The organism is Paenibacillus ginsengarvi (assembly GCF_003626695.1).
Taxonomy (GTDB): Bacteria; Bacillota; Bacilli; order Paenibacillales; family NBRC-103111; genus Paenibacillus_AB; species Paenibacillus_AB ginsengarvi.
This window is the reverse complement of sequence record NZ_RBAH01000001.1, coordinates 439,533-453,957: the sequence shown is the minus strand read 5'-3', so window position 1 is coordinate 453,957 and position 14,425 is coordinate 439,533. Positions and strand designations below refer to the sequence as shown.

The 14,425-nt window shown below is 55.1% G+C and carries 12 protein-coding genes and 2 tRNA genes; 13 read left to right on the top strand and 1 reads right to left on the bottom strand.

All coding sequences use genetic code 11. The features are described 5' to 3' along the window. Positions 1-891 carry a copper amine oxidase N-terminal domain-containing protein gene (locus D7M11_RS02430; RefSeq protein WP_120745536.1) on the bottom strand — a complete coding sequence of 297 codons (891 nt, stop codon included), beginning with the start codon at positions 889-891 and terminating at the stop codon, positions 1-3. 244 nt (positions 892-1,135) lie between these two features. Between D7M11_RS02430 and D7M11_RS02425 the strand changes: the two genes are divergently transcribed. The 13 genes from D7M11_RS02425 (at position 1,136) to D7M11_RS02365 (ending at position 14,417) form a co-directional block, all read left to right on the top strand. Then, positions 1,136-2,002, top strand: coding sequence for an ABC transporter ATP-binding protein (locus D7M11_RS02425; protein ID WP_240040924.1), 867 nt, complete (start codon positions 1,136-1,138; stop codon positions 2,000-2,002). Further along, positions 1,962-3,041 (top strand): efflux RND transporter periplasmic adaptor subunit, encoded by a 1,080-nt coding sequence (locus tag D7M11_RS02420; RefSeq protein WP_120745535.1) that lies wholly within the window; start codon positions 1,962-1,964, stop codon positions 3,039-3,041. The genes D7M11_RS02425 and D7M11_RS02420 overlap by 41 nt, the downstream gene beginning before the upstream one ends. A 5-nt stretch (positions 3,042-3,046) precedes the next feature. After that, on the top strand, positions 3,047-5,980 hold the full coding sequence (locus tag D7M11_RS02415; protein ID WP_120745534.1) for an ABC transporter permease: 2,934 nt from the start codon (positions 3,047-3,049) through the stop codon (positions 5,978-5,980). A 3-nt stretch (positions 5,981-5,983) separates the two neighbouring features. Continuing rightward, positions 5,984-6,868, top strand: coding sequence for an ABC transporter ATP-binding protein (locus tag D7M11_RS02410; protein WP_120745533.1), 885 nt, complete (start codon positions 5,984-5,986; stop codon positions 6,866-6,868). Next, complete coding sequence (locus tag D7M11_RS02405; protein WP_120745532.1) at positions 6,861-8,390, top strand: ABC transporter substrate-binding protein; 1,530 nt, start codon at positions 6,861-6,863, stop codon at positions 8,388-8,390. The genes D7M11_RS02410 and D7M11_RS02405 overlap by 8 nt, the downstream gene beginning before the upstream one ends. Positions 8,391-8,428: 38 nt before the next feature. Next, positions 8,429-8,983, top strand: coding sequence for a phosphatidylglycerophosphatase A family protein (locus D7M11_RS02400; protein ID WP_120745531.1), 555 nt, complete (start codon positions 8,429-8,431; stop codon positions 8,981-8,983). A 109-nt stretch (positions 8,984-9,092) separates the two neighbouring features. Next, complete coding sequence (locus tag D7M11_RS02395; protein ID WP_120745530.1) at positions 9,093-9,281, top strand: hypothetical protein; 189 nt, start codon at positions 9,093-9,095, stop codon at positions 9,279-9,281. Between the two features lie 104 nt (positions 9,282-9,385). Beyond that, a tRNA-Met gene (locus D7M11_RS02390) sits at positions 9,386-9,459 on the top strand. A 17-nt stretch (positions 9,460-9,476) separates the two neighbouring features. Further along, positions 9,477-9,553 (top strand) — tRNA-Ile (locus D7M11_RS02385). Between the two features lie 279 nt (positions 9,554-9,832). Beyond that, a complete protein-coding gene (locus D7M11_RS02380) occupies positions 9,833-10,900 on the top strand; it encodes a Gfo/Idh/MocA family protein (protein ID WP_158606390.1) in 1,068 nt (355 codons plus the stop codon). Positions 10,901-10,967: 67 nt separating this feature from the next. Then, the gene (locus tag D7M11_RS02375) at positions 10,968-12,074 is read left to right on the top strand and encodes a Gfo/Idh/MocA family protein (protein ID WP_120745528.1); all 1,107 of its coding nucleotides are present in this window, start codon (positions 10,968-10,970) and stop codon (positions 12,072-12,074) included. A gap of 111 nt (positions 12,075-12,185) precedes the next feature. Next, positions 12,186-12,989 (top strand): sugar phosphate isomerase/epimerase family protein, encoded by an 804-nt coding sequence (locus D7M11_RS02370; protein ID WP_120745527.1) that lies wholly within the window; start codon positions 12,186-12,188, stop codon positions 12,987-12,989. A gap of 48 nt (positions 12,990-13,037) precedes the next feature. Then, positions 13,038-14,417 carry a sulfatase family protein gene (locus D7M11_RS02365; protein WP_120745526.1) on the top strand — a complete coding sequence of 460 codons (1,380 nt, stop codon included), beginning with the start codon at positions 13,038-13,040 and terminating at the stop codon, positions 14,415-14,417. Positions 14,418-14,425 lie beyond the last annotated feature (8 nt).

The window sequence follows — 14,425 nt, the reverse complement described above, 5'->3', positions numbered from 1 at the left end:
TCACCACTTGATCAAAAAGTTGCCCGAGTTCCAAAATCCTTCCTGAAACTGCAAGCCGTCGCGCAAATCGAACAAGGGGCCGTTCGATGATGCTCCGCCGTCCGGGCTTTCGGATCGAGAAGGTGTCGGCTCGTTCGAAACGTAGGCCGGCGCTGGTGGCGGCGGTGTGTTGTATGACAAATAAGTAGGTAATTCTCCGCTTGCGATGTTGATGCCGATTTGTCTCGTTTCCGCGTTGTAGCTGATCGTTTGACCGAGTGCTTCACTTACGAAGCGAAGCGGGATGAATGTCGTATCGTCAATAAGGGTTGGCGGCATGCTCAGTTCGGCTCTTTTGCCTTGGACAATGGCGATGGAATCTCCGATTCTCAGGTTGATTGTTTTGTCTCGCAGCGTAAGTGTAACTTCTTTTGTTGCGTCGTCGTAAGAAACGATCGCTTCAAGCTGTTCACTGATAAACCGAAGCGGAACCATCGTCGTATCGCCTACTAGCGTTGGCGCTGCTGGAATGTAGCCTTGCTTTTCACTGGCATAAACGTGCTTGCTGTCAAGCTGGAGTACCAGTGTCGGTTTGTCCGGCTTAGAAGATTGGACAGGATCGGCCGTGAACGGCTGAACAGAGTCTGCCTTGTACGGCTGAACGGGATCGGCCTTGTACGGCTGAACGGAATCGGCCTTGTACGGCTGAACGGAGTCGGCCTTGTACGGCTGGACAGGATCGGCCTTGTACGGCTGGACAGGATCGGCTTTGTACGGCTGAACGGAGTCAGCTGTGTACGGCTGAACGGTATCCGCGGTATATGGTTTAATATCCGCAGCGTAAGCGGCCGTACTCCAGAAGCATAATGCAATAATAGCTGTCGCTGCGCGCAAGCCTTGTTTAATCCCCATACTGTTACCTCCATAACCTCAGAACTTTTTTCTTAATTATATAGAAGCCATCTTACAGGAGTCTTACAAAAATGGCCGGTGCCGCCAAGTTATCGAAGCGGAAATGGGACTTCGTACCCAATTGTTCGTTTCAGTCGGTCAAAAATGCAAAATTATAGAAAATGGTGTAACTTTTTTTAAGCTTATGACGTCTATTCCTTTGATGAATGCTTTATGAACATCCGGATAGGAGGAGAACTAGTGAATGGGGTGGCTGAACCGTTTCGCCGTAAACAAAGATAAGGGAACGTTGCCGACCGCAGCGCCGCCCGGAGACGAGAGCGTGACGGCCCTCGAGGAGGCCGCGGAGCAAAGCGCCGCAGCAACCTCGGCAGATACCGGCGTGTATACGCCGCTGCTTGTTCCGGTGCAGGACCATCAAGAAACGAAAGCGGCGGAGCCGATCCTGACGGTGCGCGGTGTGGAGAGGTCGTTTCACGTCGGCGGCAGACAGCTTCACGTGCTTAAAGGGATCGACATGGAGCTTACGCCTAACCGGCTCGTTATGCTGAGAGGCCGTTCGGGCTCCGGCAAAACAACGCTGCTCAATATGATCGGCGGTTTGGATCAACCGGACCGTGGAGAAATATTTTTTATGGGACAGCCGTTTCATCAGTGGAACGACGATAAACGCACGGAAGTGAGGAGGAAGCGAATCGGCTTCATTTTTCAGTCGTTTGCGCTCATGCCGCTGTTATCCGCCTGGGAAAATGTCGAACTCTCGCTCCGCATGGCCGGTGTGCCGCGCTCCCAGTGGAAGCCGCGTGTGCAGCATTGCCTGGAGCTTGTCGGCCTTGGCAAACGGATGCATCACCGGCCTTTCGAGCTGTCCGGAGGCGAGCAGCAGCGGGTAGCCATCGCCAAGGCGATCGCACACCGGCCGACGATGCTGCTGGCCGACGAACCGACTGCAGAACTCGACTCGCAGATGGGCGCCCAAGTTATGTCCGTATTTAAGGATATTATTCGGACGGAGCAGGTAACGATCTGCATGACGACTCACGACCCTACGATTTTGGAGGTAGCCGACCATGTTTACCAAATGGTGGACGGAAAATTCATCCATACATAAAACGATGCTTGCGATCGCACTAACGGTCTCGCTTACGGCTGCTTCAGGCTGTTCGCTGCTCCCGAAGGAAGAAGAGGAAGAAGTGCTTCCGGCGATCGCGCCGCCGAAGCTTTCCGAGAAGCCCGTCTATGAAGTGAAAACGACGACGCTCGAAACGAAGCAGCGCGGCGCCGGCAGACTGCTGTCGACCAAGGAAGAAACGCTGTATTTTACGCAGGAAGATACGAAAAGGTTGAAGGACATTTATGTCAAAACGGGCGATGCCGTCAAGGCGGGACAGCTCATCGCCGAGCTGGACGTAACGACGCTGGAGAATGATCTGCGGCAAAAAAGGCTGCAGCAGCGCAGCGAGGAGCTGCATATGATCGAGCTGCTGCGCAAAAACGACGGCTCCAAGTCGGCGGAGGAGCTGGAACAAGCGAAAATCGCCTTCGAGCTGAAAAAGGAAGAGCTCGGCAAGCTGGAACAATCGATCGCCTCGGCGAAGCTGACGGCGCCGTTCGACGGCACGATCGTCTCGGTAGCGGTCAAGAAGGGCGACAACATCAAAGGCTACGACGATATCGCCGTTCTCGCCGATTTGAACTCGCTCACGGTCGCGGCGGAATTGTCGGCCGACGATCTGAAGAAGGTCGCTATCGGCATGGAAGTTATCGTAGACATCAACTCCGCGGGTCAGCATAAAGGGACGGTGGCGCAGCTGCCGCTTCCGAAAACGGAAAATAACGGCCAAGGCCCGATGGCCCCAGGCCAGCAGAAAGACTCGATCGACAAATATTTGCTCGTAGCGCTCAATCCGTTTCCGGAAGGGCTGAAGAGGGGAACGCCGCTCAGTGTTTCCGTCATTTCCCAGCGTAAGGAGAACGCTATCGTCATTCCGGCGGCCGCGCTCCGCTCCTACTCCGGACGCAATTACGTCCAGGTTGTAGACGAGAAAGGCGCCAAGCGTGAGGTTGACGTCGAAATCGGCCAGCAAACGTCCACCGAGGTGGAAATCGTCAAAGGCTTGCAGCCGGGGCAAAAAGTGGTGGGGAGATAACGCCTATGCCAATGCTCCGATTTTTGTACCGCAAAATGTGGAACAACCGCTGGATGACGCTCAGCACGCTGCTCGGGCTTATCGTTGCGGTTTCGTTCACGACGAGTATCCCGATGTATTCCGACGGGTCGCTTAAACGCGTCGTCGCAAAAACGCTGCTCGACAATACGGACGGCTTGCCGCCGGGATCGACGCTGATCCGCTATCAGGCGATAGGGGCGGACAAAGCGGATCTGGATGCGCTGAAAGAAGTCGACGCCTACATCAGGGACGACATACCGAAACAAATCGCTTTTCCGTTCACTACATACGTGCGAACCTACTCCATTCGCAGCTCGCAGGTGACGCCGGTCGATCCGACGAAGACGGATCCGAGCAAGCGCCGCCAGATGTCGATAGCGGCGTGGAGCAACCTGGACGATCATATCGAGATGAGCAGCGGCAATCCGTTCTCGAATCAGGTGAAGAACGGGGTCATCGAGGCGGTCGTGTTCGAGGAAGCTTTGTACAGAGGAGACTTTCGGGTCGGTGACGAATTCAATTACCCGCTAACGGGCGGACTCGGAATCGCTCCGCTCAAGGTGAAAGTCGTTGGCTCGTTCAAGCCGAAGCAGGAGAATGATCCGTATTGGTACCAAGGCTTCGAAGGGCTTCTGAGCAGTCTGATCGTCAGCGAAGAAGTATTCCAGAATGACCTGCTCACGCAGAAAAAAATTCCTCTCAACCTGGCCAATTGGTATTACGCCTTCGATTTGCGTGAAATCAAAACGAGCCAGTTGACCGATCTAACGAACAAGCTTGAACGTCTCGACATTACGCTCTACCAGAAGCTGAAGGAAACGAAGGTCGATTTTTCGTTCAAAGAGATGTTGTCCGAGTTCCGGACGCAAAGCCTGCAAATGCAGATGATGTTGTTTACGCTGGCGGCGCCGATGATCGCAATGGTGTTTTATTACATCGTTATGAATGCTCGCCAGTCGCTCGACCGACAGCGAAGCGACATTGCCGTTTTGCGCAGCCGCGGCGGCAGCACCAGGCAAATTATTTGGGTGTATTTGCTCGAAGGGCTGCTGCTCGGTGCTATTGCGCTTGTAATCGGGCCGGCGATCGGCTGGATGATGGCCAAAGGCATCGGTTCGTCGAACGGGTTCCTTGCGTTTGTCGACCGGAAGGCGGTCCCTGTCGGCGTTACGCCGGAGGCGCTGCTCTACGGCGTTGCCGCGGTCGCACTGGCGATTGTCGCCAGCGTCATTCCCGCCGTCTCGTTCGCGCGGTCGTCGATCGTAAACTACAAGCAGCAGCTTGCCCGATCGGACCGGAAGCCCGTATGGCAGCGCTGGTTTCTTGATATCGCGCTTGTCGCTTTGGCAGGTTACGGCTATTATACGTTCCAGAATTATCAGGTATTATCGGCGAAAACGGGCTTGTCGAACGACCAGCTGCAAGTGCATCCGCTGCTGTTTTTCGTGCCAGCTTTGTCCATCTTCGCGCTCGGGCTGTTTTTCCTAAGGCTGTTCCCGTGGCTGCTCAAGCTCGCAGGCTGGCTAGGCAAAACGTTTTTGCCGGTGCCGATCTACTTGACGCTGACGCAGCTGTCCAGGTCGTCCAAGGCTTATTATCCGCTTATGCTGCTGCTGATCCTTACGCTCGGACTCGGGGTGTACAATTCCTCCGCGGCGCGGACGATCGATCTGAACTCGACGGAACGCACCTTATACCAATTCGGCACGGATGTCGTGCTTCAGCCGGTTTGGGAAGCTTACTCGGAGATGACGCCGCCGTCTGACGGGCAAGGCCAAGGTAACGGAGGTCAGGGTGGCCAAGGCGGTCAAGGAGGCCAAGGAGGCCAAGGAGGCCAAGGTGGTCAGGGAGGCGGCCAAGGAGGCCAAGGCGGAGGCCAAGGGGGCCAGGGCGGAGGAGAGCAGACCAACTCCAAAATGCTCTACATGGAACCGCCGTTCGAAATGTATCGTACACTCGAGGGTGTCGAGCATGCCGCTCGAGTGCTGCAAACGAAAGGCAACGTGGTCGTATCCGGCAAATCGCTCGGCCAAGGAACGGTTATGGGCATCGAAAATATCGATTTCGCCGATGTGGCTTGGTTCCGCAATGATCTGTTCCCGGCCCACCCGAGGCAATATTTGAATTTGCTCGGCGCTTTTGACGGGCAAGGCGTTATTGTGGCGGAATCGTTCGCCAAAAAAAATCAGCTGAAGCCCGGCGATCTGATCTCGATCGCGATTCAGCAGCAAATGGTGGAGTTTGTCATTGTCGGCACGGTGCCGTATTGGCCGTCGCTGTATCCGAACCAGTCGCCGTTTTTTATCGCCAACCTGGATTACATCTTCGATCAGGCGCCGATTACGCCGTATGACGTATGGCTCAAAATGAAGCCAGGAGCAAAGCTGACGCCGATTATCGAGACGCTCCAGGCGAAAGGGATGCAGCTGGCCGATTACAAGGATGTGCGCAACGAGCTGATTACACAGAGCAAGCATCCGTCCAGAGGCGGCGTATTCGGTATTCTGAGTCTGGGCTTCCTCGTATCCGTGCTTGTTTCGCTGATCGGCTACGTGCTTTACTGGTTTTTCAATTTGTCGAGCCGGGTCGTTCAGTTCGGCGTGCTGCGGGCGATGGGGCTTTCGCGGAAGCAGCTTACCGGCATGCTTTTGCTGGAGCAGCTGTTCACTGCGGGACTGTCGATCGCGCTTGGTTTTGCGATCGGCAAGCTGACGAGCATCCTGTTCCTTCCGTTTCTGCAAACGGCGGAAAATGCGAAAACCCAGGTGCCTCCGTTCCGGGTCATTTTCGAGGCCAAAGACATGTATCAGCTGTACGGTGTCGTCGCTTTCATGATGGTAACGGGAGCGACGCTGCTGCTGCTGCATATCCGCAGGCTGAGAGTGCATCAAGCCGTCAAGCTGGGAGAGGAGCGGTAAGCGATGATCGTTTGCGAAGGACTCGTCAAAATATTCAAAACCGACGACCTCGAAGTCGTCGCGCTGCAAGGGCTTAACATTACGGTGGAAACCGGCGAAATGATGGCCATTATCGGAAACAGCGGAAGCGGCAAATCGACGATGCTGAACATCTTGGGCGGTCTCGACCGCCCGTCCGCTGGGCAAGTGCGGGTCGGCGAATGGGATTTGCTGAAAATTACCGACGACCAGCTGGTCGAATACAAGCGCAAGACGGTTGGATTCATCTGGCAGAATAATGCGCGCAACCTGCTGCCCTACTTGACCGCACTGGAGAACGTCGAGATGCCGATGATGCTGAGCGGCAAAATCGATCGCGCCTACGCGAAGCAGCTTCTGGAATGGGTTGGCCTAGGCGAGCGGCTTCACAACAAGCTGTTCCAGCTGTCGGGCGGGGAACAGCAGCGGGTCGCCATCGCCATATCGCTGGCCAACCGGCCGTCGCTGCTGCTTGCCGACGAGCCGACAGGCTCTGTCGATACGCAGACGTCGGACCTCATTATGGACATTTTCCGCAGAATGAACAAAGAATTAGGCGTTACGATCGTCATCGTAACGCACGATCTGTCGCTGGCGAGCAAGGTGGATCGGGTCGTCGCCATCCGCGACGGGATGACGAGCACCGAGTTCGTCAAGCGCAATCCGAACCTCGGCGCGGACGACGGCGAGCGGAAGAGCATCAAGGAAGGGCATGAGGAATATGTCGTGCTCGATCGGGCGGGACGGCTGCAAATTCCGAAGGAATTTTTGCAGGCGCTCGAAATTACGAACAAGGCGACGATGGAATTCGACGGGAAGACGATCACGATCAAATCGCCGAATATACTTGGGGGGAACACGGATGAATAACAACGGAAAACCGAAATGGCTTCGTACGGTAACGGGGCTGACTGCGGTAGCGGCGCTCACCGTACCGGTACTGGCCGCGTGTAATAAAGGCTCTTCGGGAGACGACAAAACGGAGCGTGTGCTTCGCATTGCGACGCAGTATTATGCGGAGGAGGACGAATATTTCCGCCAGCAGTTTACGGAAATTTTCGAGTACAACAACCCCAATATCAAGCTCGAGATCGTCTCGGCGATGAACCCGAATCAGTACCGCTACGGCGGGCGGCCGGAGGGAGAGAAGCCGGAAGATCCGTATGCGAAGATGAAGGAGCTTCTTAACAGCGACAATCCGCCGGACATTGTCATGATGAATTTCGAACAACTGCCGGACCTGATCGCCAACAACATGCTGCAGCAGCTCGATACGAACATTACGAAAGACAAATTCGATGTATCGGATATAGTGCCGGCCGTTATCGACGGCATCAAGGCTGTCGGAGACGGGAAGCTGTACGCGCTCGCGCCGACATTCTCCTCGCAGATCTTGATGTACAACAAGAAGCCGTTCGACGACGCGGGCGTTAAATACCCGACTGACGGCATGACCTGGGACGAAATGTTCGATCTGGCGCGCCGCGTCTCGAAAGGCGACGGTGACAATCGGGTTTACGGTTTTGCTTTTAACACGTACAGCTCGGGCTCCAAAGAAAATTTATTTTATGAAATGGATCCATACACCTCGTCGCTTCAACTGCGAATGTTCAACGATGCGGTGGACGGCTTGACCGTCGCCTCCCCGTCCTGGGAAAAAGTATGGACATCCATGATCCAGTTGAGCAAGGAAAAGGTGCTGCCGGAACCGATCGATTACAGCAAAATGGATGCGGTACGGCGCGCTGCGATGGATGACGGCGGCGGTTACAACCCGTTCCAGAACAACTACTTTATGAACGGCAGATTGGCGATGACGCTCGGGCAGCAATACTCGCTCAACGAAGTGATCCAAGCGAACAAAAACGCGCAGAACATCAAAGGTTATACGCCGATCGACTGGGATATTGTAACCATGCCGACGCATCCGGAGCAAAAGGGCATTGGCGGCAACGTTTATTTCAACGGCCTGATGGGTATTAACGCTAAAGCGCAAAACCCGGCCGACGCCTGGAAATTTGTCAAGTTCATCAACGGCGAGGACTGGGCCCGCTTGAAGTCGAAGAGCGTCAATATGCTCGTTTCCCGTTCGAAATATATTCAGCCGCGCGACGGTTTGCAGTATAATATTAAAGCATTCACCGCACTGAAGCCGGCGCCGGTTGAAAACGAAATGAGCAAAGTGTACCGTCAGTATCAAAATATCGGACAAATCCGTTCGATGGGGCTCCAATATTTCAAGAAGGCGATTGACGGCACCTCTACCGTCGGCGATGCGCTCAAGGAATGGCAGACGGCGGGAGATGCGGCACTCAAGCAGTTGAAGGAAAATCCGAACGCGCCGATCAATGTAATGCCGAAGGCCAGCAGCAGCATGATGATGATGCCCTGAGAACGGCGACTAATGGCGACACCGAGGAGTGAAGGCTCATGGCAAACCGTGTTCATAGCAAAGACGTAAAGGAAGCGGCCTGGAGAAAGCTGGCTGAACGCGGTGTGATGCTTGAGGATATCGCGCAGATCGTTTATAAAATGCAAGCTCCCTACAACAAGGAGCTGAAGCTGGACAAATGTATGGATAGCGTGAAGGCGGTGCTGGAAAAGCGGGAGCTGCAGCATGCGATTCTGGTCGGCGTGGAGCTCGATCAGCTGGCGGAGAAGAAGCAGCTCTCCGAACCGCTCCAGTCGATCGTGGCGTCCGACGAAGGCCTGTTTGGCTGTGATGAGACGCTGGCGCTCGGTTCCGTATTCGGATATGGCAGCATCGCCATTACGACGTTCGGCCATCTCGATAAGCACAAAACCGGCATTATCAAGCGGCTCGATACGAAAACGGGCCACGGCATCCACACGTTTCTGGACGATCTCGTAGCGAGTATCGCGGCTGCGGCTGCAAGCCGGATCGCCCACCGGATGCGTGACGAGGAAGAGCGGTTTGCGGATACGGCGGAGCAGCCTGCCGATCCGGAACAGCATGCGGGCTGACAGTCCAGAAGAAATCCCCGAAACCTTTTTTTCGGGGATTTTTTTTCTTTTTTGGGGCAATAGCGGTAAAAAAATCGGAGAGTTGGGATATGCTAATTAAAAGAACAACATGCAGGAAGGAACGATCGAGCGGATGAGATGGGTATATTGGGTCAAATTATACGAAAGCAAGTTTCAAGCCGGCTGTCTGGCCAAACGTATGGAAGAGGACTGGTGGATTTACGGCTACGAATGCCCGCAATCGGTGGAAGTGTACCGGTCCAAAAAAGGCCGTTTCGGCGTAAGATATCAGCTGTAAGAAAGCTGTTAAGCGAAAAAATACATTTTGTTGTTGACACAATGCAGCTTATTAGTGTATATTTATTTTTGTCGCTGTTTGAGTAGCTTAAAATTTTCCAACGACGCGGGGTGGAGCAGCCCGGTAGCTCGTCGGGCTCATAACCCGAAGGCCGCAGGTTCAAATCCTGCCCCCGCAATAGTGTTTTCCAGATTAGGGCCCTTAGCTCAGTTGGTTAGAGCGGTCGGCTCATAACCGATTGGTCGGGGGTTCGAGTCCCTCAGGGCCCACCATATGTTTTCTCTATTTTTTTGCCCTACTAAGTTTGATAGATAAGATACTTACATAGAGACGATCGAGAACGCCTTGTTCCGTTAGCAGCCTTTTTGGGCCGTTAGGGAGCAAGGCGTTTTCTATATGCCCGGCGCCCTGATCAATTTTCTTTTTGCAAAACCGTCCCGATCGAAAACATAATTGTCCCGATCGACCATGAACCTGGAGTGCCGGTTGAGTATGATGAAATTATCAAAACGTTTTCCATACAAACGGACCATCCGGGAAGGAGCATGGAGATGAGTGAACCGGTCCAAGTAGGCATACTCGGATTTGCTCACGGTCACGTTCATACGTATTGTACAGAATGGAACAACGGCTCATACGGCATTAAAGTTGCCGCAGGCTGGGATCACGATCCGGACAGACTGGCCAAAGCCGCGCAGATGTTCGGTTTGCAAACGTACGCTACGGCTGAGGAACTGCTTGCTAATGAGCGTATCCAGGCCGTGGTGATCGCTTCGGAAACGTCGCTTCACGCCGATCTGACGGAGCTTGCGGCCAAGGCGGGAAAAGCGGTTATTTTGCAGAAGCCGCTTGCGCTCACAATGAACGAAGCGGACCGGATCGTCAAAGCCGTTGCCGCCTCCGGCATCCGGTTTACGCTGGCCTGGCAAATGCGCGTCGATCCGCAAAACTTGCAGATGAAAGCGTGGATGGAAAGCGGCGAGCTGGGGCAAATTTTCTCGATTCGCCGCAGGCATGGACTGGCGATGGGCTTGCAGCCGGCATTTGCCGACTCCTGGCATGTGCAGCCGGAGTACAACAGAGATATTTGGGCCGACGACGCTTCGCATCCGATCGATCTGCTGCACTACTGGCTCGGCGTACCGGAGAGCGTGACGGCAGAGATCGAATCGCTGTACAATCCGCGCATTCCGATGGATAACGGCATCGCGATCTTCCGCTACCCGGGCGGTCCGATTGCCGAAGTAGGCTGCTCGTTCACCTGCCACGCCGCCGAGAACACAACGGAGATTGTGGCCGAGCGGGGAACGATCGTGCAACATTATGGCGATGCCCCAAGCTGCAACAGTCCGCGCCCCCCGGGAGCCGGACCGGGCCTGAAACGTTTCGATGCTGCCACAGGCGTTTGGACGGCAAGCGAGCACGAAAGCCCGCCGAACCACGGTCACCGTATTCGCGGCTTATCCGGCCCGCTGGCGGCGTTTATCCGCGGCGAACGGGAGCCGATTGCTACGGCCGAGGAAGGACGTATATCGCTGCAGATGGTGCTGGCCTGTCACGCCTCCTCGCGACAAGGACAAAGAGTAACGCTGGATGACCCGATGATATATGAGCTGTAAGCGCGTACATCAAGATTGTTTCTATAGATATGTCCAATAAAACAAACCGGAAGGGCGGTAACAAAAAATGGCACTTAAAATCGGTATTGTAGGGTTGAATGGAATCGGTAAAAATCATGCGGCTTGTTATCAGGAGGAGGAACTCGCGGATCTGATCGCCGTATGCGACGTCGTCAAGGAAAGAGCGGACGCGGTTGCCGAGAAATACGGGATCAAGGCGTACTACAGCCTGAAAGACATGATCGAGAACGAGCCCGATCTGCAAATCGTCGACGTGACGACCGGCGGCATCGATAACGGCAGCTGGCATTTCGAGCCCGCGATGGAAGCGATCAGCTATGGCAAACATGTGCTGGTCGAGAAGCCGATCTGCCACGACGTCAAGGAGGCGCGCGAGCTTGTCGCTTATGCCGACAAAATGAACGTGTATCTCGGCTGCAACCTGAACCACTATTTTACGAAGCCTGCGGAAAAGGCGAAGCAGTATGTGGATAACGGCGAGATCGGGGAGCTCGTGTACTGCCTCACGAAAATGGGCTTCAACGGCGGCGAGCTCAACTATGCGCTGGCCAAATCGCCTAAAATCAATGGGCATCCGTACTTCCATATGAAGGCGTTTCTGACCCACCCGTTCAGCGTTATGCGTTATTTTTGCGGAGATATTACGCATATCCAGACGTTCTCCGACCGGCCGGGCTTCCGCCGCAGCGCGGGCGACGTAATGGTCTCGATCAACAGCATTCACGTCAAGTTCGCCAATGGCGGTGTCGGCTACCTGCTTAGCCAAAGAGGCGATGCGGCTTACGGTCTCGGCGGCTGGTGGAGCGTCGAAATGGCCGGTACGAAAGGAACGTTCTGCATCGAGAACTGCGTCGAGAAGGTATCGTACTGGAAGGCGGAGAAAGGCATCCCGGCCATCAGCTCGCAGCCGACGCCGGAAGTGACCGACTACGGAACGACGGATTTTGGCCGCACCTTCAACAACCGGCTCCATGCGTTCCTCGAGGATATTTCGAACGGCGTACCGCGCGACCAACTGCGGGCGAACGGCAGAGACGCTCTGGCCGTGCTGGAATATACGTTTGCCGTCATCGAGTCCTACGAGCGCGGCGGAGAGCTTGTCCGGCCGCATCCGCTGCCGGCGCTGAAGGGCAATCCGCTGTTTATGAAGTAATCAACCCCACAAAGTGGAGCCTATGCTCTGAAGTCTATAACAATTACTTTGCGGGGAGCCCCAAAGCATAAGAATCAAGCCGCGACCCGGCTATGGAGGTTATAACACGATATGATCAAGCTAGGCGTTAACTCGGTGCTGTTCAAGCATTTCAGCTTTGCCGAAGCGGCGAAGCAAATCGCGCTGTGCGGATACGACGGTGTTGAAATCGCGGCGATCCAGGGGATGTGCGAGCATCTCGACCTGAGCAGATGGAAAGAGCAGAAAAACGAGCTGCAAAATATTGTCCGCGAAAACGGTCTCGAATTTTTGTCGACGGAGGTGGCGTCGCTCAGCGAAGAGCGGCTGTTTCCCGCCTTTGAAGCGGCTGCCGAGATCGGCATCCCGGTGATCAATGTAGGACCCGGCGGCAAGCTTGGCGTAGAGGAAGACCTGCAGGCATCGATCGAGAAGCTGGCGAGAATGTCGGAAATCGCAGGCTCCTACGGCGTAACGCTGTGCGTGAAGGCGCATGTCGGCAACGCGGTCTACAATACGCCGACGACATTGCGGGCTATGAGCGAGATCGGCTCTGCGGCGTTCGGCATCGACATGGACCCGAGCCACATTCACCGCGCCGGAGAGAACGCCGAAGAAGCACTTCCGGCCGTGCTCAGCCGGGTGAAGCATATCCATATCCGCGACTGCAAAGGCCGCGAAAAAGGTCCGGGGTCGATCGAGATGCAAGCTTGCGGACGAGGCGACATCGACTTGTTCGGGTATTGCAAGGCGATGGTGGACGGCGGCTATAACGGCCCTGTCGTACTGGAAGTCATCGGCGCGGGGGAAGCTCATTCGCTGGCCCAAGTGTCGATCGTGGCGGCCGAGTCGTACGGCTATCTGAATGCGTGCCTGAAGCAATTAAACGCCCGTTAAGATAATATCGCGCATAATTCACTCGATTATATGGAGGAGAACGGACACATGGCAGCGAAAAAACCTAATGTTATCGTATTCGGCATCGACAGCTTGCGCCGCGATCATATGAGCAGTTATGGGTATTCCCGCCTCACGACGCCGCATCTGGACAAAATCGCGGCAGAGGGCGTTTTGTTCGAGCAGCATTTCAGCCCCAGCATTCCGACGACGCCGGCTTATGCGGCGATGCTGACCGGCATGGACGTATTCGGGACGGACGTAGTTGCGCTCCGTCATCAAGGACCGCTCGGAGGCCATGTGCGCACGCTGGCGGAAGTGCTCGGCGATAGCGGCTACAATACGACCTGTATCGGGTTTACGGGCAATCCTTCGTCGCGCGGTTTCCAGAATTACTTGAATTACGAGTCGTGGCATCCGGACGAAACCGGGCGCGCGCCGAAAGCGCAAAATTTGAATAACGTGGCGATTCCCGAGCTGGAGCGCCTGGCAGGCGACGACAAGCCGTTCTTCCTGTTCCTGCGGCATATGGACCCGCACTCGCCGTATTTGCCGCCGCAGCCGTATGAGCGGACGTTCTACGGCGCGGACGAGAAAGACCCGGACAATAGCGCGATGGAGCCGGTGTACAATTTCAAGCCGTTCGCGGATTTTCTGAAATCGTGGATTCCGGAAGGCGTCACCGATCCCGAATACGTAACCGCCCAGTATGACGGCGCTGTTGCTTATATGGACGCTTGCATCCAATCGATATTCGCCAAGCTCGATGCGCTAAATCTCACCGAGGAAACGCTCATCGTCATTACAGCCGACCACGGGGAAACGCTGTACGAGCACGATTGCTACTTCGATCATCACGGCTTGTACGACTGCACGCTCGTCGTGCCGCTTATTATCAAATATCCGGGCAAAGTACCGGCAGGCAAACGGTTCAAGGGCGTGTCGCTCATTCAGGACATTATGCCGACCGTGCTCGATTTGCTCGAGATCGACTCCGGTATCGACTTCGACGGGCAAAACTTGGTGAAATGGCTGAGAGGCGAGCCGATCAACCACATTAGTGAGTTTTACATCACGGAGTGTACGTGGATGCGCAAGCATGGCTGGCGGACGCCGGAGTGGAAGCTGATCCGTGCGCTCGAGCCGGATTTCCACTTCAAGCCGGAGGTTGAGCTGTACAATCTGATTCAAGATCCCGAGGAAAACGTCAACGTAGCCGAGCAGGAGCCGGAAGTCGTCGCCCTGCTGGAGAAACGGATGCAGGATTATATCGCGAAGCGGGAAGCCGAGACGAGCCGCCCGAATCCGATCTATACGAACTTGAACTGGCACGGCAAAGGAAAAACGTTCGATTCTTCCCAGGAAGCTTATGATTCGATGTATATAGGGTCCATCGTCAGCGCCCGCAAGCTTCAGGAGAAAAAATAACGCTGACG